The organism is Planotetraspora phitsanulokensis, from assembly GCF_016863295.1.
Classification (GTDB): Bacteria; Actinomycetota; Actinomycetes; order Streptosporangiales; family Streptosporangiaceae; genus Planotetraspora; species Planotetraspora phitsanulokensis.
This window is the reverse complement of record NZ_BOOP01000022.1, coordinates 70,950-95,533: the sequence shown is the minus strand read 5'-3', so window position 1 is coordinate 95,533 and position 24,584 is coordinate 70,950. Positions and strand designations below refer to the sequence as shown.

The 24,584-nt window shown below is 68.1% G+C and carries 23 protein-coding genes, 1 tRNA gene and 1 riboswitch; of the genes, 15 read left to right on the top strand and 9 right to left on the bottom strand.

Annotated features, from left to right (window positions below; translation table 11 throughout):
- Nucleotide 1: 1 nt before the first annotated feature.
- The 3 genes from yidD to rpmH all read right to left on the bottom strand — a co-directional run bounded on the left by yidD (nt 2) and on the right by rpmH (nt 908).
- Nucleotides 2-325 carry a membrane protein insertion efficiency factor YidD gene (gene yidD / locus Pph01_RS24215; RefSeq protein WP_204075449.1) on the bottom strand — a complete coding sequence of 108 codons (324 nt, stop codon included), beginning with the start codon at nt 323-325 and terminating at the stop codon, nt 2-4.
- Nucleotides 322-699 (bottom strand): ribonuclease P protein component, encoded by a 378-nt coding sequence (gene rnpA, locus Pph01_RS24210; protein WP_204075448.1) that lies wholly within the window; start codon nt 697-699, stop codon nt 322-324. The genes yidD and rnpA overlap by 4 nt, the downstream gene beginning before the upstream one ends.
- Before the next feature lie 71 nt (nt 700-770).
- Nucleotides 771-908: a 50S ribosomal protein L34 gene (gene rpmH, locus Pph01_RS24205; RefSeq protein ID WP_203884487.1), complete on the bottom strand. Its 138-nt coding sequence runs from the start codon at nt 906-908 to the stop codon at nt 771-773.
- Between the two features lie 570 nt (nt 909-1,478).
- On the opposite strand from rpmH, the gene dnaA reads away from it, so the two are divergent.
- The 9 genes from dnaA (at nt 1,479) to Pph01_RS24160 (ending at nt 13,912) form a co-directional block, all read left to right on the top strand.
- On the top strand, nt 1,479-3,098 hold the full coding sequence (gene dnaA / locus Pph01_RS24200) for a chromosomal replication initiator protein DnaA (RefSeq protein WP_204075447.1): 1,620 nt from the start codon (nt 1,479-1,481) through the stop codon (nt 3,096-3,098).
- Between the two features lie 525 nt (nt 3,099-3,623).
- Nucleotides 3,624-4,763, top strand: a complete 1,140-nt coding sequence (dnaN, locus tag Pph01_RS24195; protein WP_204075446.1) for a DNA polymerase III subunit beta — start codon at nt 3,624-3,626, stop codon at nt 4,761-4,763.
- 94 nt (nt 4,764-4,857) lie between these two features.
- Nucleotides 4,858-5,802 (top strand): phosphogluconate dehydrogenase (NAD(+)-dependent, decarboxylating), encoded by a 945-nt coding sequence (gene gnd, locus Pph01_RS24190; protein ID WP_204075445.1) that lies wholly within the window; start codon nt 4,858-4,860, stop codon nt 5,800-5,802.
- 79 nt (nt 5,803-5,881) lie between these two features.
- The gene (gene recF / locus Pph01_RS24185; protein ID WP_204075444.1) at nt 5,882-7,093 is read left to right on the top strand and encodes a DNA replication/repair protein RecF; all 1,212 of its coding nucleotides are present in this window, start codon (nt 5,882-5,884) and stop codon (nt 7,091-7,093) included.
- On the top strand, nt 7,083-7,607 hold the full coding sequence (locus Pph01_RS24180) for a DciA family protein (protein ID WP_239116969.1): 525 nt from the start codon (nt 7,083-7,085) through the stop codon (nt 7,605-7,607). The genes recF and Pph01_RS24180 overlap by 11 nt, the downstream gene beginning before the upstream one ends.
- A 335-nt stretch (nt 7,608-7,942) precedes the next feature.
- On the top strand, nt 7,943-9,886 hold the full coding sequence (gene gyrB / locus Pph01_RS24175; RefSeq protein WP_204075443.1) for a DNA topoisomerase (ATP-hydrolyzing) subunit B: 1,944 nt from the start codon (nt 7,943-7,945) through the stop codon (nt 9,884-9,886).
- Nucleotides 9,887-9,901: 15 nt separating this feature from the next.
- Nucleotides 9,902-12,478, top strand: a complete 2,577-nt coding sequence (gyrA, locus tag Pph01_RS24170; RefSeq protein WP_204075442.1) for a DNA gyrase subunit A — start codon at nt 9,902-9,904, stop codon at nt 12,476-12,478.
- A gap of 125 nt (nt 12,479-12,603) precedes the next feature.
- Nucleotides 12,604-13,662, top strand: a complete 1,059-nt coding sequence (locus Pph01_RS24165; RefSeq protein WP_239116968.1) for a DUF3566 domain-containing protein — start codon at nt 12,604-12,606, stop codon at nt 13,660-13,662.
- A 173-nt stretch (nt 13,663-13,835) separates the two neighbouring features.
- Nucleotides 13,836-13,912: transfer RNA gene (locus tag Pph01_RS24160), tRNA-Ile, on the top strand.
- A 650-nt stretch (nt 13,913-14,562) separates the two neighbouring features.
- On the opposite strand, the gene Pph01_RS24155 is transcribed toward Pph01_RS24160, so the two are convergent.
- Nucleotides 14,563-14,997, bottom strand: a complete 435-nt coding sequence (locus Pph01_RS24155; protein ID WP_204075441.1) for a YkvA family protein — start codon at nt 14,995-14,997, stop codon at nt 14,563-14,565.
- Between the two features lie 112 nt (nt 14,998-15,109).
- Here Pph01_RS24155 and Pph01_RS24150 point away from each other — a divergent pair, with 112 nt between their 5' ends.
- Nucleotides 15,110-15,604 carry a GNAT family N-acetyltransferase gene (locus Pph01_RS24150; protein ID WP_204075440.1) on the top strand — a complete coding sequence of 165 codons (495 nt, stop codon included), beginning with the start codon at nt 15,110-15,112 and terminating at the stop codon, nt 15,602-15,604.
- A 158-nt stretch (nt 15,605-15,762) separates the two neighbouring features.
- Here the strand turns inward: Pph01_RS24150 and Pph01_RS24145 are convergent, their stop codons facing one another.
- Both Pph01_RS24145 and trpS read right to left on the bottom strand, forming a co-directional pair.
- Entirely contained in the window at nt 15,763-16,260 is a 498-nt protein-coding gene (locus tag Pph01_RS24145; RefSeq protein ID WP_204075439.1) for a hypothetical protein, read from the bottom strand.
- A gap of 40 nt (nt 16,261-16,300) precedes the next feature.
- A complete protein-coding gene (trpS, locus tag Pph01_RS24140) occupies nt 16,301-17,389 on the bottom strand; it encodes a tryptophan--tRNA ligase (RefSeq protein WP_204075438.1) in 1,089 nt (362 codons plus the stop codon).
- A gap of 296 nt (nt 17,390-17,685) precedes the next feature.
- Nucleotides 17,686-17,855: riboswitch (cobalamin riboswitch) on the top strand.
- 28 nt (nt 17,856-17,883) lie between these two features.
- Here trpS and Pph01_RS24135 point away from each other — a divergent pair.
- On the top strand, nt 17,884-18,096 hold the full coding sequence (locus Pph01_RS24135; protein ID WP_239116967.1) for a CbtB domain-containing protein: 213 nt from the start codon (nt 17,884-17,886) through the stop codon (nt 18,094-18,096).
- Between the two features lie 18 nt (nt 18,097-18,114).
- On the top strand, nt 18,115-18,855 hold the full coding sequence (locus tag Pph01_RS24130) for a CbtA family protein (RefSeq protein WP_204075437.1): 741 nt from the start codon (nt 18,115-18,117) through the stop codon (nt 18,853-18,855).
- Between the two features lie 113 nt (nt 18,856-18,968).
- Here the strand turns inward: Pph01_RS24130 and Pph01_RS24125 are convergent, their stop codons facing one another.
- A complete protein-coding gene (locus Pph01_RS24125) occupies nt 18,969-19,505 on the bottom strand; it encodes a hypothetical protein (protein WP_204075436.1) in 537 nt (178 codons plus the stop codon).
- Between the two features lie 192 nt (nt 19,506-19,697).
- Nucleotides 19,698-20,060, bottom strand: coding sequence for a hypothetical protein (locus Pph01_RS24120; protein ID WP_204075435.1), 363 nt, complete (start codon nt 20,058-20,060; stop codon nt 19,698-19,700).
- Between the two features lie 294 nt (nt 20,061-20,354).
- Here Pph01_RS24120 and Pph01_RS24115 point away from each other — a divergent pair, with 294 nt between their 5' ends.
- Nucleotides 20,355-21,185, top strand: coding sequence for an NAD(P)H-binding protein (locus tag Pph01_RS24115; protein WP_239116966.1), 831 nt, complete (start codon nt 20,355-20,357; stop codon nt 21,183-21,185).
- A 96-nt stretch (nt 21,186-21,281) separates the two neighbouring features.
- Here Pph01_RS24115 and Pph01_RS24110 read toward each other — a convergent pair whose 3' ends face one another.
- Nucleotides 21,282-22,619, bottom strand: coding sequence for an NUDIX domain-containing protein (locus Pph01_RS24110; protein ID WP_204075434.1), 1,338 nt, complete (start codon nt 22,617-22,619; stop codon nt 21,282-21,284).
- A gap of 79 nt (nt 22,620-22,698) precedes the next feature.
- Between Pph01_RS24110 and Pph01_RS24105 the strand changes: the two genes are divergently transcribed.
- Entirely contained in the window at nt 22,699-23,562 is an 864-nt protein-coding gene (locus Pph01_RS24105) for an NAD(P)-dependent oxidoreductase (protein WP_204075433.1), read from the top strand.
- 37 nt (nt 23,563-23,599) lie between these two features.
- Nucleotides 23,600-24,544, top strand: a complete 945-nt coding sequence (locus tag Pph01_RS24100) for an aldo/keto reductase (protein WP_204075432.1) — start codon at nt 23,600-23,602, stop codon at nt 24,542-24,544.
- The last annotated feature ends 40 nt before the right edge of the window (nt 24,545-24,584 follow it).

Genomic DNA, 24,584 nt, shown 5'->3' with positions numbered 1-24,584 from the left:
GCTAGCTCCCTTGCGTTTCGTCGTGAGACCGGACTCGGGGTGGGGGCACCGGGTCGAAACCTCCAGGATGGAACGGGTGGCAACGCCCGATACGCCTAACGGTCAGCCATACCCCGCGAAGCGCCCCGTGAACGGTGATCGCCTCGAGGCCGTAGGCGCTGCAGGACGGCTCGAACCGGCAGCGCGGGCCGAGCATCGGGCTGATGAAGGCCCGATAAAACCGGATCGGGACAAGCAGAACTCGAGCGACCGGGCTCGGCGTGCCTTCCGGCTGCGTGCCTGTCACCGCGATTCCGGATTCCGGAATCGGCTGCTCCACTGTCATGACCGTCCATCCGTCAGGGTCCGGGACTCGGACCCCCGCCGCCGGAGTAAACGATCCAGCGCGACGTCGAGTTCGGCGGCCAGATTCTCGCTTCGCGCGGACGCGGCCGGTGGATTGGCGCGTACCACAAGCAGGCTACCTCTCGGGAGCCGCGCTACACGGTCCCGCATGAGGTGTCTGAGCCTGCGCTTGACCTGGTTCCTGATCACCGCGCCCCCGACCGCCTTGCTCACGACGAAACCCACCACCGGTGGTTCGTCGGTTTCACGCACCGAGAAATGCGCGACCAGCATCGGACGGCCGGCGCGTCGCCCGCGGCGTATCGCGTCGGCGAATTGGTCACCTCGTCGCATCCGCGACGCGGACGGCAGCACCGCATGTTCCTTCAACTACGGCTGTCGCCCGCCGACGGAACGGACGGCGGGCGACGGCGGGCGTCTCGTCGTCAGACGGTCAGCTCGGCGCGGCCCTTACGGCGCCGGCTGGCCAGGATCGCGCGGCCGGCACGGGTGCGCATGCGCAGCCGGAAGCCGTGGGTCTTCGCGCGGCGACGGTTGTTCGGCTGATACGTACGCTTGCTCACGAGTGGGCTCCCAAGCTCAGATACGCACGCAAGGTTTGCGGGCGCGGGACATTCCAAGGGTACGGCTCGTCAGTGCGTGGGCATGCGAAATAGCCGTCGCGTGATTAGCCGACCGCCATACGTTACGGGCCGACCCCACGCCAGGTCAAACCCGACCGGCCACTCTATCCCTCTCGAACCGTCGTTCACCATCTCCGGACGCGTCCCCACAAAACAGATCATGTGAGTGCGCAGGCCACCACAGGCGAGGGTGACCCGCCCCGACAAGGGCCGGGAGGCTCGCCACACCGGAAGGAACAAGCGCGTACGGCGGGCGTCCACAGCCCACTACGCTTGTGGACAACGTCTTGAACGCATGTTGCTCCGCCGCTACTGTCAACCCTCCGGCCTTTCCCTCTGGCACCGTGAATGCGCCCGGGAAACATCGCACAGACTGTGCACAACATGTGGATCTCATGTGGATCAGCTAACGGGGGCTGAATCACCGCCGGGCCATCCCGGGCCGGGCTGGAGTGGAAACGGATCGCGGCATGCGAGCGGGGGCCGCGCAAAGGAGGGAGGGGCGGAGCCATGGAAGGCGTCGACCTCAACGCTGTGTGGTCTCGGGCGCTCGGAACCCTTCTCGATGAGGGCGTTTCGGGACAACAGCGTGCATTCCTCCAGATGACCCAGCCGTCAGGCCTCATCAACGACACGATCCTGCTGGCCGCTCCGAACGACTTCGCGAAGGAAGTCCTCGAGGTCCGGCTGCGGCCGCTGATCGCCCACGCGCTCTCCCAGGAGTTCGGCCGCCCAGTGCGGATCGCGGTCATGGTCGACGCCGGCGCGGCGTCCACCACCGGCGCCCAGCACGACGGCTATCCCCAGCAGCAAGATCAGGGTTATCCCCACGGTGGACAGCCGCAGCCCGGCTACGGCAGGCAACATCGGCCCGAGCCTCTCGGCCCGTCCACCGACTATCCACAACACCGTCCACAGCAGCAGGGTTTCCCCTCCTTCGGCCAGGACGGCCCCGCGCCCGTGGAGGAGCCCTACGGGTCGCAGCAGTATCCACAGCCGACCCCCGTCTACTCCCCCGAGCCGCCTCCGGCGCCCAAGCCCGAGCCCGTGCAGAACCGGTGGGACAGCCGGGGCTCGAGGACCAGCAGCGAGCCGGCCAGGCTCAACGCGAAGTACACCTTCGAGACCTTCGTCATCGGCGCGAGCAACCGGTTCGCCCACGCCGCGGCGGTCGCCGTCGCGGAGACGCCGGCCAAGGCGTACAACCCCCTGTTCATCTACGGGGACTCCGGACTGGGCAAGACGCACCTGCTGCACGCGATCGGCCACTACGCCCAGAGCCTCTATGACGGCGCCCGGGTGAGATACGTGAGCTCCGAGGAGTTCACCAACGACTTCATCAACTCGATCCGCGACCACAAGGCCGACGGGTTCCGCTCCCGCTATCGAGCTGTGGACATCCTGCTGGTGGACGACATCCAGTTCCTGGAGGGCAAGGAACAGACGCAGGAGGAGTTCTTCCACACCTTCAACACCCTCCACAACGCGAGCAAGCAGATCGTGATCTCCAGCGACCGGGCGCCCAAGCAGCTTGTCACGCTGGAGGACCGCCTTCGCAACCGGTTCGAGTGGGGCCTGATCACCGACGTCCAGCCGCCTGAGCTGGAGACCCGCATCGCGATCCTCAGGAAGAAGGCCATCCAGGAAGGGCTGGCCGCGCCTCCTGATGTGCTCGAGTACATCGCCAGCCGCATCGCCACCAACATCCGCGAGCTGGAGGGGGCCCTCATCAGGGTCACCGCGTTCGCGAGCCTCAACCGGCAGTCTGTGGACATCCAGCTGGCCGAGATCGTCCTCAAGGACCTCATCAGCGAGGACGCCAGCCCCGAGATCACGATCTCCCTCATCATGTCGACGACGGCCGAGTACTTCGGGGTGTCGCTCGACGACCTGTGCGGCAGCTCGCGGTCGCGTGCCTTAGTCACCGCCCGGCAGATCGCCATGTACCTGGCCCGCGAGCTCACCGACCTGTCCCTCCCGAAGATCGGACAGCAGTTCGGCGGCCGCGACCACACGACGGTGATGCACGCGGAGCGTAAGATCCGCTCGCTCATGGCGGAGCGCCGCTCGATGTACAACCAGGTCAACGAGCTCACGACCCGGGTTAAGCAGCGCGCACGCAACGCGTGATGCACAGCCTGTGGATATCGCTGTGGATCAAACCCTGCACACGCCCGTGACGCCTTCCGGCCGTCACCGGCCCGTTGGTTACCCGAAATAGGCCATTAAGAGGTGGGGACGGATGTGGGGAAATCCTGGGGATGGCCTGGGGACTACTCGTGGACGACTTGGGGAAGCCCTGTGCGCGGCCGTTTCCGCACCTCGCGGCGGCGCCTCGTACCCCGTGGACAACCGGTGGAAACCTCGTGGGTAACTCGTGGACGAACGGCCTCGAGACTGGGGAACCGCTGTGGGGAAGCCGTCGTCCCCCACAGCAACAGGCTTCACATGCACCTCTCACCCACACCCGCAGTGGATTAAACCTTGGTCCTGACCTGCGAACATGCTCGACATCCACATATCCACGGCCCCTAATGAGAAGACCTATATATCTCTCTCCTAAGAACTCAAGAACCATAGAAGGGGTTCTGGAGGAGCCAGGGGCTCAGAGAGTGCACACTTGACGATGCAGCGAAACCCAGGAGGCTGATCCCCGTGATGTTCCGGATCGATCGCGACGTGCTCGCCGAGGCCGTGGCGTGGACCGCGCGCAGCCTTCCGGCCCGGCCCTCGGTGCCGGTGCTGGCGGGCATGAGGCTCGAGGTCACGGAGGAGCAGCAACTCAAGCTCTCCGGCTTCGACTACGAGGTGTCGGCGGAGGTGACCCTCGACCCCCAAGTCGGCGAACCCGGTGTGGTGCTGGTGTCGGGCAAGCTCCTCGCCGAGATCACCAGGGCGCTGCCCGCTCAGCCGGTCGACTTCGTCGTCGACGGTCCCAAGGCGGTCGTCACCTGTGGAAGCGCACGCTTCACCCTGCTGACCATGCCGGTGGAGGACTATCCGTCCCTTCCGGCGATGCCCCCGGCCGCCGGGCGGATCGGCAGCGACGTCTTCGCCTCGGCCGTCGGCCAGGTCGCCGTCGCCGCGGGCAAGGACGACACCCTGCCGATGCTCACCGGCGTCCGGATGGAGATCGAGGGCGACACGGTCACCCTCGCCGCCACCGACCGCTACCGCCTGGCCGTACGCGAACTGAAGTGGCAGCCCGAGCAGCCCGACTTCCAGGCGATCGCCATGGTGCCCGGACGGACCCTGGCCGACACGGCCAAGGCGCTGGGCGCCACCGGCGCGCAGGTCGAGATCGCGCTCAGCTCCGCGGGCGGCACCGGCGAGGGGATGATCGGCTTCTCCAGCTCCGGCCGGCGGACCACGACGCGGCTGCTCGATCCCGAGTTCCCCAAGTACCGCTCGCTGCTGCCGACCCAGTTCTCCGCACGCGCGGACTTGTCCACAGCCGCGTTCGTGGAGGCCGTCAAGCGCGTCGCGCTGGTGGCCGAGCGGAACACCCCCGTACGGCTGGCCTTCCGCGGCGAGGAGGTCATCCTGGAGGCGGGCAGCGGCGACGAGGCCCAGGCGGTGGAGGCGCTGCCGGTCGAGTTCGAGGGCGACGAGATCAACATCGCCTTCAACCACCAGTTCCTGCTGGAGGGGCTCGGCGCGATCGACTCCGACGTGGCGCGCCTGCAGTTCACGACGTCCACCAAGCCCGCCATCCTCACCGGGGGAAAGCCTGTGGATGACGGGGAAATCCAGGACTATCGTTACCTCATCATGCCCATCCGTCTGTCCAGCTGACCCGGGGCGTACCATCTACCGGGGCCGAATCGAGGGCCTCTTTACGGGTAGACGTGCCTCGCGTTGGATCCGCGAGGGCTAAGGGGTGGCTCACATGCAGATCGGCATGATCGGTCTTGGCAAGATGGGCGGGAACATGGCCGAGCGGCTTCGCCGCGGCGGTCACGACGTGGTCGGCTACGACCGCGATCCCGCTGTCAGCGACGTCGGCAGTCTCGCCGACCTCGTGGACAGGCTTGAGGCACCCCGTGCCGTGTGGGTGATGGTGCCCGCCGGCGAGCCCACCCGCGCCACGATCGACCACCTGCGTGATCTGCTCTCCCCCGGTGACCTCGTGATCGACGGCGGCAACTCGCACTACAAGGACGACCAGCAGCACGCCGCCGACCTCGCCGAGAAGGGCATCGGCTTCGTCGACGTCGGGGTCAGCGGCGGCGTCTGGGGGCTGCAGAACGGCTACGCCCTCATGGTGGGCGGCGCGGCCGAGGACGTGCGGCGGCTCGACCCGGTCTTCGGCACGCTCCAGCCTGAGGGCCCGGACGGGTTCGTCCACGCCGGTCCGGTCGGCGCCGGCCACTTCGCGAAGATGGTCCACAACGGCATCGAGTACGGCATGATGCAGGCCTTCGCCGAGGGCTGGGAGCTGCTGGAGGCCAGTGACGTCGTCACCGACGTCCCCGGCGCGTTCGCGAGCTGGCGCCACGGCACGGTCATCCGCTCCTGGCTGCTCGACCTGATGGTGCGGGCCCTGGAGCAGGACCCCGACCTGTCCGAGCTCAAGGGGTACGCGGAGGACTCCGGCGAGGGCCGCTGGACGGTGCAGGCGGCTGTGGACCACGCGGTGCCGCTTCCGGCGATCACGGCCGCCCTCTTTGCGCGCTTCACCTCGCGTCAGGCGGATTCCCCCGCGATGAAGATGATCGCCGCGCTGCGCAACCAGTTCGGCGGGCACGCGGTCGCCTCGGCGGAAGGCCAGGAGGGCAAGGGCGCGGACGCCCCCGGCGCCGACGTCGCCCCGCCGCGCGAAGCCCAGCACTGACATCGGGGTCCGGCCGACAGACCGGACCGAACGCGTCCGCCGTACGACGCGGGCGCCTGGGCGTTAGTAGCCTTGCGGCGTGTATGTGGCCAGCCTCTCCCTCACCGACTTCCGGTCGTACCCCGCGGTCGAGCTCGATCTCGAACCGGGGGCGACGGCCTTCGTCGGGCCCAACGGGCAGGGGAAGACCAACCTGATCGAAGCCGTCGGCTATCTCGCGACGCACTCCAGCCACCGCGTCGCGACGGACGCCCCGCTCGTACGGCAGGGCGCGGGGCGGGCGATCATCCGGTCGGTGGTCGTCAAGGACGACCGCCGGGCGCTGATCGAGCTGGAGATCAACCCCGGCCGGGCCAATCGCGCGAGGGTCAACCGCTCCCCCGTTCCGCGGCCGCGCGAGGCCCTCGGCCTGCTCCGGACGGTGCTCTTCGCGCCAGAGGATCTCGCCCTCTCCAAGGGAGACCCGTCGGAGCGCCGCAAGTTCCTCGACGACCTGCTGGTCGCCCGGGCCCCGCGGTTCGCCGGGGTCCGCGCCGACTACGACCGGGTGCTGAAGCAGCGCAACGCCCTGCTGCGGACGGCGGCGGCCACCCGGACAGGCCGGCGGCGCGGCTCACGCAGGCAGGACGACGACTCCGCCTTCGCGGCCGCCGGGGCCGGCGACGTCATGAGCACGCTCGAGGTGTGGGACTCCCATCTCGTACGGCACGGCGCCGAACTCCTGGCCGGGCGGCTCGACCTGGTCGAGGCGCTGCGCCCCCTGGTGGCGAAGGCGTACGCCACTCTCGCGCCGAACTCCGCGCCGGCGGGCCTCGAGTATCGGGGTTCGGCCGACGAGGACCGGGCCGACGACACGTTGTCCACAGATGTCCCCACTCTGGGGATAAACCGTGAGGATCTGGCCGAGCGACTCCGGGTCGGTCTGGCCGAGGTACGGCAGGCGGAGCTGGACCGGGGCGTCACCCTGGTCGGGCCGCATCGCGACGATCTGCTGCTGACCCTCGGCGAGCTGCCCGCGCGCGGCTACGCGAGCCACGGCGAATCGTGGTCGTTCGCCCTGGCCCTGCGGCTGGCGGCCTATGACCTGTTGCGCTCGGACGGCGGCGACCCGGTGCTGATCCTGGACGACGTCTTCGCCGAACTCGACGACCAGCGGCGCAGGCGGCTGACCGACATCGTCGCCCCCGCCGAGCAGGTCCTGATCACGGCCGCGGTGCCGGCCGACGTCCCTGCCCAGCTCGCAGGGTCCCGATTCGACGTGACCGAAGGGAGCGTCTCGCGTGTCCGCTGAGTCCACAGGTGGGGACCAGTCTCCGGAAGGGGCCGCGGCCAAGGGGGCCGCGATGGCCCGCGAGAAACTGGCCCAGGCCAAGGCCGACGCCATGAAACGCGGGCAGCTCCCCCGGTCGGAGCCCCGCCGCAGGAAGGGCGTGCCTCAGCGGGACGCGGGCGATCCCCTGCTCTTCGGCCGCGCCATCCGCGACCTGCTGGCCGACCGGGGCTGGGAGCAGCCGGCCGCCATCGGCGGCGTCTTCGGCCGCTGGCGGGAGATCGTCGGGCCCGAACTGGCCGGGCACACCACCCCAGAGACCTTCGCCGACGGGGAGGTCGTCGTGGCCGCGGACTCGACAGCCTGGGCCACGCAAGTCCGCCTTCTGGCGTCTACGCTGGTCAGAAGGCTGAACGAGGAGCTGGGCGACGGCACGGTCACGCGGGTGAAGGTGCACGGGCCGAACGTGGGGCCGCGGCCGACGGGAGGTCTGCGGGTCCACGGCAGCCAGGGCCCAGGGGACAGTTACGGGTGATCCCGGGAGCTGAGCCGTAGGACGCCGGAGAAAGCCCGAACCGGCCCAAAATCGCGTGTGAGGCTTCGACCCCCGTCTCGGGTGGGGACAGTTCAAAACCATGATCAACACGCGACAGGGCATCACAGCCCCCGTCAATGCCCCCTCCGGTCTCCAGGACCGGTAGAATGAATGTGGACTTAAGGACACGTCCGGTTTGCGTCACCCCCCGACCCAGAGGGTCGTTTTCCCCCAGGGTGGGCGCATCGGGGCATTCACGACGGTGACGGGCACGGCAGGGGCGGCCGAGCGAGACGACCTCCCGCCGCGTGTCCATTGGCAGGAGGATTTCGCACTTGTCCTACGACGCAAGCTCAATCACCGTTCTAGAAGGACTCGAGGCGGTCCGCAAGCGCCCGGGAATGTACATCGGTTCCACGGGCGAGCGGGGTCTCCACCATCTGGTCTACGAAATCGTGGACAACTCTGTCGACGAGGCGCTGGCCGGATACTGCGACACGATCGAGGTCACGCTGCTCGCCGACAACGGCGTCCGGGTCGTGGACAACGGCCGCGGCATCCCCGTCGGTGAACATCCTGTGGAAAAGCGACCGGCGGTCGAGCTGGTCATGACGACGTTGCACGCCGGCGGCAAGTTCGACGGCAAGTCGTACGCCGTCTCCGGCGGCCTCCACGGCGTCGGCGCGGCGGTCGTCAACGCGCTGTCCACCAAGCTGGAGGTGGAGATCAAGCGGGACGGCTACCACTGGCGGCAGTCCTACGACCACTCCAAGCCGACCGGTCCGCTGACCAGGGGCGAGCCGACCGACGAGACCGGTACCACCACCACGTTCTGGGCCGACGACACCATCTTCGAGACGACCGTCTGGAACTTCGAGACGCTGACGCGCCGGTTCCAGGAGATGGCGTTCCTCAACAAGGGCCTCGCGATGATCATTCGCGACGAACGGCCCGACCACGTCAACGGCGAGCCGGTCGAGGTCAAGTACCACTACGAGGGCGGCCTCGCCGACTTCGTCACCCACCTCAACTCGAAGAAGGAGCCGATCCACAGCTCCGTCGTCGACTTCGAGGAGCACGGCGAGGGCATCTCGGTCGAGATCGCGATGCAGTGGAACGCCTCCTACAGCGAGTCGATCTACACGTTCGCGAACACGATCAACACGGCCGAGGGCGGCACGCACGAGGAGGGCTTCCGCGCGGCGCTGACGACCATCGTCAACCGCTACGCGCGCGAGCAGAAGTTCCTCAAGGAGGGTAAGGACGACAACCTCACCGGTGACGACATCCGCGAGGGCCTCGCCGCGATCATCTCGGTGAAGCTGGCGGATCCCCAGTTCGAGGGCCAGACCAAGACCAAGCTGGGCAACACCGAGGCGAAGTCGTTCGTCCAGAAGGCGTGTAACGACCACCTTCGCGACTGGTTCGAGCGTAACCCCGGCGAGGCCAAGGACATCATCAGCAAGACGCTCCAGGCCTCCCGCGCCCGCATCGCGGCCCGCCAGGCCCGTGACCTCACCCGTCGCAAGTCCCTGCTCGAAAGCGGCAGCGGCCTTCCGGGCAAGCTGGCCGACTGCCAGTGGTCGGATCCTGAGAAGTGTGAGCTCTACATCGTCGAGGGTGACTCGGCCGGCGGCTCGGCCAAGGGCGGCCGGGATCCCAAGTTCCAGGCCATCCTGCCCATCCGCGGCAAGATCCTGAACGTCGAGAAGGCCCGCATCGACAAGGTCCTCAAGAACAACGAGGTCCAGGCGCTGATCACGGCTCTCGGCACCGGTGTGCACGACGAGTTCGACATCGAGAAGCTGCGCTACCACAAGCTGATCCTCATGGCGGACGCCGACGTCGACGGGCAGCACATCACGACGCTGCTGCTGACGCTGCTGTTCCGCTTCATGCGGCCGCTGATCGAGGCCGGCCACGTCTACCTGTCCCAGCCGCCGCTCTACAAGATCAAGTGGGACCGCAAGGGCGAGGACGCGTCCTACGCGTACTCCGACCGGGAGCGCGACGCGATCATCGAGGACGGCGTCGGCCGTGGCCGGCGCGACCCGCGCCTCCACGACGGCGTGCAGCGCTTCAAGGGTCTGGGCGAGATGAACCCCGCCCAGCTGTGGGACACCACGATGAACCCGCACTCCCGCGTGCTCCTGCAGGTCACCCTCGACGACGCCGCCCAGGCGGACGAGCTGTTCAGCGTACTGATGGGCGAGGACGTCGAGGCCCGCAGAAACTTCATCATCCGCAACGCCCGTGACGTCCGTTTCCTCGACGTCTAGCAGAAGGATCTTTCCGTGACGGAAGTGAACACGCCTCCCGGACCGCCCGCCGATCGCGTCGAACCGGTCGACATCCAGTCCGAGATGCAGCGCAGCTACATGGACTACGCGATGTCGGTCATCGTGTCCCGTGCGCTGCCGGACGTGCGGGACGGTCTCAAGCCCGTGCACCGGCGCGTGCTGTACGCGATGTTCGACGGCGGTTACCGGCCCGACCGCGGGTACTTCAAGTGCTCACGTGTCGTCGGTGACGTCATGGGGTCCTACCACCCGCATGGTGACGCCTCGATCTACGACACGGTCGTACGGCTCGCGCAGCCGTGGTCGTTGCGCTATCCCCTGGTCGACGGTCAGGGCAACTTCGGCTCGCCGGGCAACGACCCGCCCGCGGCGATGCGGTACACCGAGTGCCGCCTCGCGCCGATCGCCATGGAGATGCTCCGCGACATCGACAAGGACACGGTCGACTTCCAGCCCAACTACGACGGGCGGTCGCAGGAGCCGATCGTCCTGCCGTCGCGGTTCCCGAACCTCCTGGTCAACGGTGCCGCGGGCATCGCGGTCGGAATGGCGACCAACATCCCGCCGCACAACCTCCGCGAGGTCGGCGAGGGCGTCAAGTGGGCGCTGGAGAACCACACGGCGACCGACGAGGAGCTCCTCGAAGGGCTCATCGCGCGGATCAAGGGGCCGGACTTCCCGACCGGCGCCCTGATCGTCGGCCGCCGCGGCATCGACGACGCCTACCGCACCGGGCGCGGCTCGATCACGATGCGGGCGATCGTCGAGGTCGAGGAGGACGCCAAGGGCCGGCAGTGCCTGGTCGTCACGGCCCTGCCGTACCAGGTGAACCCGGACAACCTCGCGCTCACCATCGCCGAGCTGGTCAAGGACGGCAAGGTCACCGGCATCGCCGACGTCCGCGACGAGACCTCCTCCCGGACCGGCCAGCGCCTGGTGATCGTGCTGAAGCGCGACGCCGTCGCCAAGGTCGTGCTCAACAACCTCTACAAGCACACCCAGCTGCAGACCACCTTCGGCGCCAACATGATCGCCCTGGTGGACGGCGTGCCGCGGACGCTGCGTCTCGACCAGTTCGTCCGGCACTACATCGAGCACCAGATCGAGGTCGTCGTCCGGCGGACCCGCTTCCTGCTCCGCAAGGCGGAGGAGCGGGCCCACATCCTGCGTGGACTGCTCAGGGCCCTCGACCGGATGGACGAGGTCATCGCCCTCATCCGGCGGTCGCCCTCGGCGGCCGAGGCGCAGGGCGGCCTGATGGAACTGCTGGAGATCGACCAGATCCAGGCGCAGGCCATCCTGGACATGCAGCTGCGCAAGCTGGCCGCACTGGAGCGGCAGCAGATCCAGGACGAGTACGACGGCCTGATGACACAGATCGCCGACTACCTCGACATCCTGGCCTCCGAGCCCAGGCAGCGGCAGATCGTCGCCGACGAGCTCAGCGAGATCATCAGCCGGTTCGGCGACGACCGTAAGACGGAGATCATCGCCTACGAGGGCGACATGTCCATCGAGGACCTGATCGCCGAAGAGGACATGGTCGTCACGATCACCCGCGGCGGTTACGCCAAGCGCACCAACACCGACCTCTACCGGGCGCAGAAGCGCGGCGGCAAGGGAGTCCGGGGCGCCCAGCTCCGCCAGGACGACATCGTCGAGCACTTCTTCGTCACCACGACCCACCACTGGCTGCTGGCCTTCACGAACAAGGGCCGGGTCTACCGGGTCAAGGCGTACGAACTGCCGGATTCGGGCCGCGACGCTCGGGGGCAGCACCTGGCCAACCTGCTCGCCATGCAGCCGGACGAGCACGTCGCGGAGATTCTCGATCTGCGGGATTACGAGGTCGCGCCGTATCTGGTGCTGGCCACTCGGAGTGGTCTCGTCAAGAAGACCCGGCTTTCCGAATATGATTCGCCCCGATCTGGTGGTCTTATCGCAATCAATTTGCGCGAAGATGACGAGGTGATCGCCGCACGACTCGTTTCGGAGGAGGACGACCTGCTGCTCGTTTCCAAGAACGCGCAGTCGATTCGTTTCACCGCCAGCGACGAGGCTCTCCGACCGATGGGCCGCGCAACCAGCGGGGTCATCGGCATGCGGTTCCTCGACGGGGACGAACTCCTCGCGATGAACGTCGCGAGTCACGGTGATGACGTGCTCATCGCGACGGAGGGCGGCTATGCGAAGCGCACTCCCGCGGACCAGTACCCCGTGCAGGGGCGGGGTGGCAAGGGGGTGTTGACGGCGAAGATCGTCAGCGCCCGTGGCAAGCTGGTCGGAGCCGTCATGGTGAGGCCCGAAGACGAGGTCTTCGCCATCACTTCGGCCGGTGGAGTGATCCGGACCAGCGCGGGTGAGATCAAGCAATCGGGCCGCCAGACCATGGGGGTGCGCCTGATGAACCTCGCTGATGGGGACAGCGTCGTCGCCCTCGCCCGCAATGCCGAGGCGTTGGACGCCAACACGGACGATTCCGAGTCGGAGTCCGTCGAATCGGCCCAGACCGAGCCGACAGAGCTCGCGTCAGTGGAGATCGAGGAAAACGGGGCAGGAGACGATGCATGAGTGATAGCGGCGGAGCGCGGGCGACCGGGGCAGCCAGAAAAAAATCGCCGGGAGCCCGCCCGGCGTCGTCCTCGATGAGGGACGGCGTTACCGAGCGGGTGGACAAAGACGCTAACGTCGTCGAGGTGGCGTCCGAGAAAGAAGATGCGACTCCGGCTGGGAAGCCCGAGTCCGACTCCGACAACGCGACTGTGCGCATCCGCACCTCCGCGGCCGACCAACCGTGGAAGAAGCAGTCGTCCAAGGACGGCGAGAAGCCGGCCGATCGTCAGTCCGGTTCCGACCAGACCGCTCCCTTCGCCAAGCCCTCCGCCGCGACACCGTCCGCTGCCTCTCCTGCCGAGCGCAGCGGTACGGCAGGCGGGTCCACCGGAGCTAAGCCCGTGAAGAACGAGGCGGCCGCGTCGGGTCCGGGATCCGGCTCCGGGATCGGCAAGTCCAAGCCCGGCGGCGACAAGCCGCTCGGTGGTGACAAGCCGTTCGGCGGCAAGCCGGACGCCGGATCCGCTCCGAGGGGCGGGGCTCGCGGGCCCGGGGCATCGGTGCCGCCGGTGACCGACTCCCCCACGTCGGCCTTCCCGAGGCCGACCCCCTCGCCTGGGGACGGCTCCCGGCCCGGCGCCGCCCCGGCAGCCGGTTCCTCCTCCTCGACGCCCCCTCGGTCCGCCGCGTCGCCGATCGCACCCGCGGCGGCCGCATCGGCACAGGACGCCCCTGCTCGCGGGTCCGCGTTCAGCATCGGCGAGCGGCCGAAGGACGCCCCGAGCGGCTTGCCCAAGGGCAAGGGGAAGAAGGGCGACGCCAAGGGCCCCCGCAAGGCTCACCTGGTGCTGCGGCGGATCGAGCCGTGGTCGGCCATGAAGTTCAGCTTCGTCATCTCGATCGTCTGCTTCGTCATCCTGTTCGTGGCGGTCGCGATCCTGTACGGCGTGTTGTCCGGGATCGGCGTGTTCAGCTCGATCACGGACGCCGTCACGCAGCTCACGACCGGTGACACCAAGACCGCCAGCACCCTGGACATCAGCAGCTGGTTCGCCCCTGGTCGCATCCTGGGCTACGCGGGCCTGCTGGGCGCGATCAACGTCGTGCTCATCACTGCTCTGTCCACCCTCGGTGCGGTGATCTACAACGTGTGTGCCGAGTTCGTCGGCGGCATCGAGGTCACCTTCAGCGAGGCCGAGTAGCCACCCGTACGGCTACCGCCCCCGTTCGTGGGCGGTAGCCGTACGAATCGCGCTGGGCGCGCCTGAAGGCGACGCCGGAAGGCGCGGCAGCCGTGTGGACACGGTAAGCTTTTCCTCGTTCAGGCGTGATTCGCCTCCCGATACGGGATGCGGTAACGTTCCTTGCGCAACGCGGGGCTATAGCTCAGACGGTTAGAGCGCTTCCCTGATAAGGAAGAGGTCCCAGGTTCAAGTCCTGGTAGCCCCACCACAGTTCACAGGCCGTTCTCCGATCATCGGAGAGCGGCCTTTCTCATGCCTCGACGCTCCGAGAGATCAGCCCGCGCACAAGGCGGGCCGTAGCCGGCTGGGAAGGGACCAGCAGGCGAGAAATCAGGACAGCGAAGCGCTTGGACGCGCGCCCTGCCTCAGACGTCTCGCGCGTCGGTGATCCGCGTCTCGCGTGCGTTCAGCGCCCGATTTCCCTCATGCCTGATCGCGAGCCGGACTGCCCAATAGATGAGGAAGAAGAACGCCACCGCCGGAACGACCCACGCCACTAGGACAAACAAGATCTCAGGTAACCCGAGCCCCGCCACTTGATCCTCCATCTTTTGGGGGAGGACAAGTCTGGCTGATTCGACCTTCGGCGTCTACAGACCTGTCTGGCCCGGCATGTCATACGTTGTCGCGTCCGAGCGGGACCTCTGGACCTACGAACTCACGATTCGCCACGCTTCCGGCGTCGATGATCCCGAACCTTCAGTGCCGCGAGCACTCCCAGGAACTGGACCAGCCCAGTGGTGATGAGAATCGTGGAGAAAAAGAAAAAGAGAGAATCGACATCCCCAAGGTAGTCGTTGGGCTCAAACGTAGGAACTGGGCCGGAGCGACAACGGGCCGGCCGATCTATTCAGGCCGTTATGGGCTCTCCTCCCTTATCGCGCGCTCATCCCCCTTCCTGAGTCCGGTCAGGCGACAGAGTGCGGCGAAACCGTCGTCGCTACCGGGCCAGTGCCGTCGGACGGCATCCAGGCCGGCACGCCGGACCACCCCGCGCAGCACGGCGGTCACGATGATCGCGTCGTCGGCGTAACCGAGCACGGGGATGAAATCGGGAATCAGGTCGATCGGGAACGCCAGGTAGGCGAGCAGCAGGGCGAGGCGAACGCGGACGCCGCGGGGCAGGCCGGGGTCGGCCGCCAGCCGACGGAGCAGGCGCAGGAGGTCAGGCAGAATCCGAAGCGCTTCGCCGAGCAGCGGCCCTTTCGGGCGCATGACGGCCAACGCCGTGATCAGGAGTGCCCAGCTCACTGCGACGGCGACCAGGACACCGATGAGAATGTCCTGCCACATAGGCTCGCCCCCTTTCCATCCTTGTCCACACCCTGTGGAGAGTGGACGCCGCACAGCCCGACGAACCTCACGCAGTAGAGCATGTGAGGGGGAACGCCGGTACGGTGCCCATGTGCCGACCCCTTTCGCCGTTCGTGCCGCTGAAGCCGCTGACCTGGACTTTCTCACTGACATGTTGGTGGAGGCGGTGAACTGGTCCCCGACGAGCAACCTCTCACGCGAGCAGGTTCTGTCCAATCCCACCTTCGCGCACTATGTCGCGGACTGGCCGCGACCGGATGACCTCGGAGTCATCGCGGTCGGCATGGACGGGAGGCCATGCGGAGCGGCATGGCTACGACGGCTGCCCGCCGCTGATCCGGGCTACGGCCATGTGGCGGATGACGTCCCCGAGTTGACGATCGGTGTGTGCGAGGAATGGCGCGGACGTGGAGTGGGGCGGGCCCTGCTACGCGAACTCGTCCGCGTCGCGGGCGAGCTGGGGATTGAGCGGATCTCACTCAGCGTCGAGCGGGCGAATCACGCGGCCGCGCTGTACGCCGACGAGGGATTCACCGTCGTCGAGCGGTTCGAGGACGCGGACACGATGCTTTACGAGGTGCGGTAGCCGTCCACCAGGCGTGCCACGGACGGCCGACCAAGGTGTGTCCCTTTTCGTTTCTCATGGAAGTCGGACGGGATTCCGTGAGAAACGAAAAAGGGAGGCATCGTCCGCCTGACGGACAAGATCTATTGGCTGCGTGTACCGAATGTGACCAGGATCGATCAGGCCGGGGGCGCTGGACGCGGCGGGCGGTCAAGCTCGGTAACCCACCTCAGAACCTCGTCGACGGCTGTACGGCCCAGCCCGATCGCGGGATCGATCGCGACCAGCAGCGTGGGCTCGCGACGCCCTCCGGCCCAGTCGAGGGCTTCAGGCGTATGGGCGTCGTCGATCCACACGGCGGGACGTCCCGCCGCCGCGGCGGCGATGACCGGCACCTTGTCCCGGGGCTGGAACGGCGCCGGCATGGCCAACACCGGCAAGGGGGGAATCCCGAGAACGGGCGCCAGGAGACGGTTCGCGTTGTCGTTCCAGCCCGTGGCCCATGCCACGTCGCACAGCCGCCCAAGCTCGGAGATCCACCGTCCGTGCTCTGGGCAGAGGCGCACTGGCTCCTCGTCGTCGAACATCGCGTACTCGTCGAATCCCGGGGGGCACCGAGCCGCGGCGAAGGGATTGAGGACGCCGTCCACGTCGAGGAGCAGGAGAGGGCGGGTCACCGATCCAGTATCCCCGTGTTCCCGGGGCGGATGAGTCTGTTCAGTAGAGGGCGTTCATCGTGGTCCGCACTTCGGTGAGGGTCGTCTCCGCGATGGCCGCGGCCCGTTCGTTGCCGTCACGCAGCACCTTCCGGATGTGACCGCGGTCCTGGGCGTACAGGGCGCGGCGCTCCCGGATGGGAGCCAGGTAGGCGTTGACCGCCTCGGTGACGGTCGCCTTCAACGCCGCCGCTCCCCCGCCGCCGATGTCCTCGGCGACCTGGTGGGGATCGCGGTCCAGGCACAGTGCGGCCAGGAGGACCAGGCTGGAGACCTCTGGCCGCGTGTCGGGCTCGTAGGTGATGTGGCGGTGGGAGTCGGTCTTCGCGGTGCGTATCGACCTGGCGGTGTCGTCGGCGCTCGCGGCGAGGGCGATGGCGTTGCCGCGGCTCTTGCTCATCTTGGTGCCGTCGGTCCCCAGCAGCAGCGGAGCCGACGACAGCAGGGCGTCGGGCTCGGGGAAGACCTGGACGCCGTTTCCGTAGCGGCTGTTGAATCGGCGGGCGATGGTGCGCGTGACCTCAAGATGAGGCAGTTGGTCCTGCCCGACCGGCACCAGGTTGGCCTTGCAGAACAGGATGTCGGCGGCCTGGTGCGCCGGGTAGGTGAACATCAGTCCGCTGACTGAGGACTGCTGCGACTGGGCGATCTCCTCCTTGACGGTGGGATTGCGGCCGAGTTCGGCGACTGTGATCAGGCTGAGGAACGGCAGGAGCAGCTGGTTGAGCGCCGGAATCGCGCTGTGGGTGAAGATCGTGGCCCGTTCCGGGTCCACGCCGACGGCCAGGTAGTCCAGCACCAGGTCCTCGACGTGTTCGGGGAGGCGGTCGGCGACGTCACGATCGGTCAGGACCTGGTAGTCCGCGATGATCACCAGCATCTCCACTCCCAGGTTCTGCAGGCGCACACGGTTGTGGAGGGTGCCGAAGTAGTGCCCCAGGTGCAGCCGGCCCGTCGGGCGGTCGCCGGTGAGCACGCGGAACCGCCCAGGGTCCTGACGGATCAGTTCCTCCAGAGCGGCACTGCGGCGTTGGACGGTGGAGATCCCGTCGATGAGGGCCGGACGGTCGACGTCTAGGTCGGTGATCATGTGGTTCTCCTGAAGGGCGAGACGGGGTCAGGGCCGGTTCCGACGGCGACCGCTCATCCAGGGAGAAAACACGAAGGGCCGTCCATCCGAACGGCCCTGTGTCGTGCGTGAGAGATGGCCGCTCCTAAGCGGAGCGCCACCGACTCGGACACGACACACGATGCATGACGATCAGCCTACCTTCCTGCCACTGCGTGGGGCAGGTGGCTTCAGGGATGGATGACCGTGATTCGGAAGACATTGTTCAAAGTGGCCTTGACGTCACAAGCAGGAAGGAGGGAGTCTCTGGGGGACAAATCAACATTGAGGCAACGGTGTGCAGGAACCTGGTGCGATTCCAGGACGGTCCCGCCGCTGTGACCGAGAGTCCCTCTCCCCCGATGTGGCCACCGTTGTGACAGGCGGAAACGGCCAGGGAAGAGCGGCGCTCGGGAGTCAGAAGACTGACCCGTTGTCCTCCGTCGTCGGGGCGCGTGACCCCGAGAGGAGAAACCGTGGCCAACGTCGCCGTTCCTTCAGGCAAGACCGCTCCGATCCGCATCCCGGTTCGCGAGATCGTTCCCTGGGCCGTGTTCGCCGCGGTTCTCGGACTGGCTCTGCTGTACTTCGTCGGCGCCGAGCAGGGGGCCACGTCGATCATCAGCGGCAGCACCGTCCACGAATTCGTCCACGACGGACGTCACCTTCTCGGCTTCCCCTGCCACTGACGGCCGGGACTCGCTCCCATGATGCGATCTCTGCTGATCCGCGGCATGCTCGTCGGGCTTGCCGCGGCCGCGCTCGCGTACGTCGTCGCGTGGTTCCTCGGTGAGCCCCAGGTCGCTCTGGCCATCTCGTTCGAGGAGGCCAAGGCGGCCGCGGCCGGCGAGGCGCATGATCACGAGGTGTTCAGCCGGACCGTTCAGGAGACCCTCGGCCTGATCACCGCTCTCGTCGTGTACGGCGTGGCCTTCGGCGGGTTGTTCTCCATCGTGTTCGCGTTCGCGCACGGCCGGATCGGAGATTTCCGGCCTCGGACGACCGCGGCGCTGGTGGCGCTGGTCGGCTTCGCCGTGATCTATGTCGTCCCGTTCCTGAAGTACCCGCCCAACCCGCCCGCGGTAGGGAGCGAGGACACCATCGGCTCCCGCACCACGCTGTACGTCACGATGATCCTGCTGAGCCTGCTCACGACCGCCGTCGCGCTGTATGCGGGCCGCCGGCTCGCGCCGCGGCTCGGCGGGTGGAACGCCACCCTGGCGGCCGTGGGAGTCTTCGCCGTCATCATCGGGATCACCTATGTGGTGATGCCGGAGGTGAACGAGGTTCCGGGTGATTTCTCGGCGACCGTGTTGTGGCGCTTCCGGCTGGCCTCGCTGGCCATCCAGCTGACGGTGTGGGGGACGCTGGGCCTGTTGTTCGGCGGTCTCACCGACCGTGCCCTCGGCAGGCGGACCGCCGGCGTTCCCACCGCTGTGGGCGTCTGACCGTCGCACGGCGACGGGCCGCCCGCCGCCGTGTCATCCCGGAGGTCCCGGTGGCACGTCCTGATCGGACGAGCTGCCGGGACCGTCCCTCTTCCGGAGAAGTCGGGGTCAGGTCACCAGGTCCCGCCGCGGAGGAACAGGAGCAATCCCAGGCTGAGGACGGACGGCTGCACCGGCTCGGGGGCGAGGACGGGAGCGGCCTCCGGCTCGAGCGCGACCGGCTCGGGCGTCACCACGGACTCGGTGGCCACCACGGGCTCGGTGGCCACCACGGGCTCGGTGGCCACCACGGGCTCGGCGGCCGCCACGGGCTCCGGGATCGCGGTCGGCGTGGGGGCGACCACGATCACCTTCTGCGTGATGTTGCAGACCTTGGCCTTGCGGCACAGCGCGTTCTGCACGCTCGTCGCGCCCGAGGCCGTGGTCGTCGACGTGTTCTGACGGCCGTAGAGCCCGTCTTCACTCTTGGCGGAAAGGACGTCGGGGCCGGGATCCACGGCCTTCTTCGCCGGCCGAGGATCTCTGACGCCCGCATTCGCGGGGAATGGCGCCAGCGCGCCGATGAATACAGTCGAGGCGGATACGCCCGCGACGACGTACGCGGCGGCGGTCTTTTTTCCGAGCGCCCTGCCGTACCGCTGGCAAATCATCGTCCCCCCGCTGAATCGACGAGTCCTGGCAGGCATTCCTGCCGTCCGGAGCCGTCGCCAGCATACGTGGCGGCCTGCGATCGATCGTGTTTCCCGCGATGAATGCGCGCGTTATTACCGCATTATTGCCGGCAGAAGGACAGGAAATTCAATTCACTCCGGTGAATGCGGGTCCCAGCCCGATGTGCGCTCTCACCGGCGGCGGAAGAAGAGCTTCTGGGAGATCTTGCAGAACTTCGTCCCCGCCTTACAGAAGCCGGACTGGGTGTTGGTGTTCTCGCTGACGCTCGAGACCTGCTGCACGCCGGTGACGGTGGTCGGGCTGTTGATGGCCGGTGCGTTCTGGTTGTGCCGTCCGTGGTTGTGGTTCCAGACCGGGCCGTGTTCGTCCGGGAAGAAGGACACCCATCGCCCCTGGCGGGCCTTTCCTCCGTTCGCGCTCGCCTGTGGCGTGGCGACGAATCCGGAAAGCGTGAGGGCGGCCGTGGTCAGTGCCAGCAGCCGTGCGGTGACGACCACGCCGGGAAACGAACTTCCCGCACGATGACGACGCATTGTCGAACACCTGCCTCTCACGTCATTCGTTGGTGGTCGCCTTCGTCGGCGCGGAGATGGGTAACGTGACCCTGCATACCCTGCGACCGGGTGCCGGTCCCCCGCCGAATGATCTGCGGCGCAGATGATTACCTGTTCTTTGTCCACGTCGCCCGCGTGCGGACCAACCGTTCGGAGGAAATATTCGGATGCCTCTGGCGGGAGCGCCGGGATCCGTGCACGAGAATGCCCGGGTGCGGCCCGCGGTGTAAATCCGGTTGACGCCGGCCCGCCGTCGGGACGACGGTGAGCCGCGTGAATGACTCCTTGATCGTTGTTTCCGCTGCGTCGGGCGCGCTCGGCCGACTGGTCGCCGGCCACCTGCTCGCTCGCGTCTCCCCCGGCCGGATCGTCGCTGCCGTCCGTGATCCCGGCCGCGCCTCGGACCTGGCAGACCGCGGCATCCAGGTACGACGAGGCGACTACGACGACCTGGCGAGCCTGCGGGCCGCCTTCGAGGGAGCCGACCGGCTGTTGCTGATCTCCTCACCGGAACTGGACCCGGCTCGCCGCGTCCCCCAGCACCTCGCCGCCGTCAAGGCGGCCGGGGACGTCGGCGTCGGCGCGATCGCCTACACCAGCGTCCTCGGCGCGGACACGAGCGATTCGGGTGTCGCCGAGGCGCACCACGCCACCGAGAGGGCGATCGTGGACAGCGGCCTGCCGTACACGCTCCTGCGGAACCCGTTCTACGGGGAGGCGTTCGTCAACCAAGGGCTGCGGGCCGCTGTGGCGGCGGGTGAGCTGACGAGTGGCACCGGGGGCCGCGGGCTCAACACCGCGTTCCGCGCCGACCTGGCGGAGGCCGCCGCGAACGTGCTCACGCAGGACGGTCATCTCGGTCGCGCCTACGACCTCACCGGACCGTTGTGGACCTATCCCCAACTCGCCGAGACCCTGACCGAGGTGTCCGGCACCGCCGTCGCCTACCGGGAGGACGCGGACGGCGTCGCGGGTCCGCTCGCCTGGCTCCACGGGCAGGTCCGTGCCGGTGCTCTGGAGACCCAGACGGAGGACCTCTCTCGGGTGCTCGGCCGTCCCGCGACGTCTTTGAGGGAAGCGGTCGTGGGCGTCCTCGCGCCCTGATCCGGTCAGGCGGCGACCGGAGGGACGCCGGGCGGAGCCGGGATGGAGGTCCAGATGGAGAACCCGGCGATCAGTTCCACCGCGTCACTCCCCTCGTCACTCCTCGCGGAGCCATCGTGCGACCAGCACGCGCTCGGCATGCGGCAGGCGGCTCGCGCCGACGGCCCGCGCGGGCAGCCAGCGTGGCCGCGCCGGACGTGCCGCACCCGCCCCTGTGGATGGTGGCTCTGTGACTGGAGATGCTGTGGATTCACGTGAAACCGTGGCGAAGTCGAGCGCGGATGAGCCGGCGGGGAGCGGAGCGGCGAAGACGAACCGCCGTCCCGGTCTGCCGTCGACCGAGACGTAGTCGTCCGCGCCGACGAACCGCGGCTGATCGGAACCCGTCAGCCTGTGAACGGCCGCCTGGAGTCCCTGCCGCGCGACCACGGTGGGAAGCCGGTCGGTCTCCTCGTCGGACACCACGACCACGTTCCCGTCGTGGTGCACGATGAGCGAAACGGTCAGCTCTTCGAATCCGGCTCGTACGGCCTCGGCCTCGAGCAGAGGGATGGTCGCGGGCTCCCAGCCGTGCAGGGCGAAGCCGATCGTGTCGCGGACGGCCTCGATCCCCGCCCGCGCGTAGGGGACCGTCCGTTCCGGAAGGTCGTCGACCGGGAACCACGCGAGCTCCGCGCACTTGTGCGGCTCGGCGTTCGTGGGGGTGCCGTTGACCGTGCGGGCCACCAGGAACATCCCCACCCGGGCGGTCCCGCCGGGATTGCGGTGATGCGCCACATGGGCGACGGTCAGGCCGGACACCTCGATCCCGAGCTCCTCCGCCGCCTCCCTCGCGGTCGCGTCGATGATCGACTCGCCCTCCTCGAGGTGTCCCGACGGCATCACCTGCCACTCGCCGTCGGCGTATCCCGTGCCCTGCCGGCGGCCGAGCAGTACCCGTTCCCGCTCGTCGAAGAGCAGGAGGTGGACGTCCACGACCGGCCGGTATCGGCCCGGAGCCTCGGCGGCGGCCAGGAGCGCAGGCAGCGTGGCGGCGCCGTCGGCGACGAAGTCCGCCAGCTCCGTCGGAATCAGGTTCAGCTCCCGCAGCTTCTCCGGCCTGACCCGGACGATCTCGTGGAGGCCCTTCTCGGGATCGAGGAACTCGGGTCCGCTGCGCCGGCTCAGGTCCATGTGCACCAGCCGGCAGGCGTACGCCGTCGTCAGCCTGTCCTGCTCGACGATCGTGAACACGCGCAGCGCCGGCCCGGCCGTCGCACCGAGCTCCTCGTCGAGCTCGCGGCGGAGGGTCGCCTCCAAGGTGGCGTCCGACGGCTCGACTCCGCCGCCGGGAGTGATCCAGTACGGCTCTCGCCCCGGGCGGATGCGCTTGAAGAGGACGATCTCGTCGCCGTCGAAGAGGATCGCTCTAACGCTGTGCCGCAGAGGTCGCATGGGCCTCATCCTCCTGCACGTCCAACCCCTCTGTCCGCCTGGATACAGGGAAAGCGACAATTGGGAAAGGGGGTCACATATGCGGATAGCAGTGCTGGGCATGGGCCGGATGGGCCGGGCGCTCGCACAGCGCCTGCTCTCCCAGCACTTCCGCGTCACCGTGTGGAACCGGACGCCGGGCCAGGCCGGGCAGGTGGTGCAGGACGGGGCCACTGAGGCGTTCTCCCCGGCTGAGGCCGCGCACGGGGCGGACGCGGTCCTGTTGTCCCTCTCCGACGACACGGCAGTCCGCGACGTCACGGCCCGGCTCGTCGACACCATGCCGGACGGGGACGAGATGTTCGTGGCCGACACGAGCACGGTCTCCCCCGGCACCTCCCGGGCGCTGCGTGAGCTCGTGCCGCTGCGCCGGTTCGTGGCCGCCCCCATTCTCGGCGGGCCGCTTGACCTCGTGCTGGGAAACGCGCGGGTCCTGCTCGGCGGCGACCGTGCCACCGCCGATCGGCTGGAGCCGATCTGGCGGGACGTCTTCGCCTCCTCGGCCTACTGCGGTGAGGATCCCGGATGTGCGGTGACCTTGAAGCTGCTCAACAACTACCTGCTCATGGCGAACGTCGTCCTGGTGTCCGAGGTCGTCACCACGGCGGAGGCCGCGGGCTTCGACATGGCGGCGGTGCGTGACCAGCTCTTCACCTGGGCGACCGTCCCGCCCATCCTGCGCAACCGGCTCGACGACATCGTCGGCGGCGCCCATGAGGGATGGTTCACCACGCGGCTCGGAGCCAAGGACGTACGACTCGCCCGGGAGGTCTCGGAACAGCACGGGGTCATGCTGCCGCTCGCCCATCTCGTCGAGCGGCTCTACGAGGAGGCCGCGGAGCTGGGGTGGGCCGAGGCCGACATCGCCGCTGTAGTGGAATTGGTCCGGCGTGAACGACGCTGACTAATGTGGTCTGCGGTACCTAAGAAAAGAGAGTGACATGGCGGACATGACCTACCGGCGGCTCGGGGACTCGGGGCTCGTCGTCTCGGCCGTGGGGCTCGGCGCCAACAATTTCGGCCGCAGGATCGACCTCGACGCGACGAGGGCGGTCGTCGACGCCGCCTTCGAGGTCGGAGTCACCCTCATCGACACTGCCGACAGCTACGGCGAGTCGGAGACGTTCCTCGGCGAGGTGCTGAAGGGGCGTCGTGACGAGGTGGTGCTGGCCACGAAGTTCGGCTGGGACACCGGCGGCGCCAACGGTCCCGACTGGGGGGCCAGGGGCTCGCGGCGGTACATCAGGAAGGCCGTCGAGCGGTCGCTCCGCCGTTTGCAGACCGACTGGATCGACCTCTACCAGTTCCACAAGCCGGACCCGTCGACCCCGCTTGAGGAGACGCTCTCGGCGTTGTCCGACCTGGTCCGCGAGGGCAAGGTGCGGTACGTGGGCTCCTCGAACCTGGCCGGCTGGCAGGTCACCGAGGCCGAGTGGATCGCCCGGACCGAAGGGCATGAGCGCTTCATCAGCGCGCAGAACGAGTACAGCCTCCTGAACCGCGAGGTGGAGCGGGAGCTCAGTCCCGCGCTGGTCCACCACGGCATCGGCCTGCTCCCGTACTTCCCCCTGGCCAACGGCATGCTCACCGGCAAGTACCGCCGCGACCAGGACAGGCCCGAGGGCGCCCGGCTGGCCAACCGCCCCGAGTACCTCACCGAGGCCAGGTTCGACGTGGTCGAGGCGCTGGAGGCGTTCGCCGAGCGGCAGGGCGTCAGCCTGCTCGACGTCGCGATCGGCGGCCTGCTCGCCCAGCCCGCGGTGGCCTCGGTGATCGCGGGCGCGACCAAGCCCGAGCAGATCAAGGCGAACGCCGCCGCCGGCTCGTGGGTCCCGGACGAGCAGGCGCTCGCCGAGCTGGACGAGATCGCCCCCCGCCTCAGCTGAAGCCACAGGCTCACCTGAGGCGGCTCGGCTGAGACGGACT

Bases quoted from the DNA above. Each gene is read 5' to 3' on its own strand.
- yidD (WP_204075449.1), bottom strand. From the start codon at position 325: ATGACAGTGGAGCAGCCGATTCCGGAATCCGGAATCGCGGTGACAGGC.
- dnaA (WP_204075447.1), top strand. From the start codon at position 1,479: ATGGAAGGCGTCGACCTCAACGCTGTGTGGTCTCGGGCGCTCGGAACC.
- gnd (WP_204075445.1), top strand. From the start codon at position 4,858: ATGCAGATCGGCATGATCGGTCTTGGCAAGATGGGCGGGAACATGGCC.
- Pph01_RS24155 (WP_204075441.1), bottom strand. From the start codon at position 14,997: ATGTGGCAGGACATTCTCATCGGTGTCCTGGTCGCCGTCGCAGTGAGC.
- trpS (WP_204075438.1), bottom strand. From the start codon at position 17,389: ATGATCACCGACCTAGACGTCGACCGTCCGGCCCTCATCGACGGGATC.
- Pph01_RS24130 (WP_204075437.1), top strand. From the start codon at position 18,115: ATGATGCGATCTCTGCTGATCCGCGGCATGCTCGTCGGGCTTGCCGCG.
- Pph01_RS24125 (WP_204075436.1), bottom strand. From the start codon at position 19,505: ATGATTTGCCAGCGGTACGGCAGGGCGCTCGGAAAAAAGACCGCCGCC.
- Pph01_RS24120 (WP_204075435.1), bottom strand. From the start codon at position 20,060: ATGCGTCGTCATCGTGCGGGAAGTTCGTTTCCCGGCGTGGTCGTCACC.
- Pph01_RS24110 (WP_204075434.1), bottom strand. From the start codon at position 22,619: ATGCGACCTCTGCGGCACAGCGTTAGAGCGATCCTCTTCGACGGCGAC.
- Pph01_RS24105 (WP_204075433.1), top strand. From the start codon at position 22,699: ATGCGGATAGCAGTGCTGGGCATGGGCCGGATGGGCCGGGCGCTCGCA.
- Pph01_RS24100 (WP_204075432.1), top strand. From the start codon at position 23,600: ATGGCGGACATGACCTACCGGCGGCTCGGGGACTCGGGGCTCGTCGTC.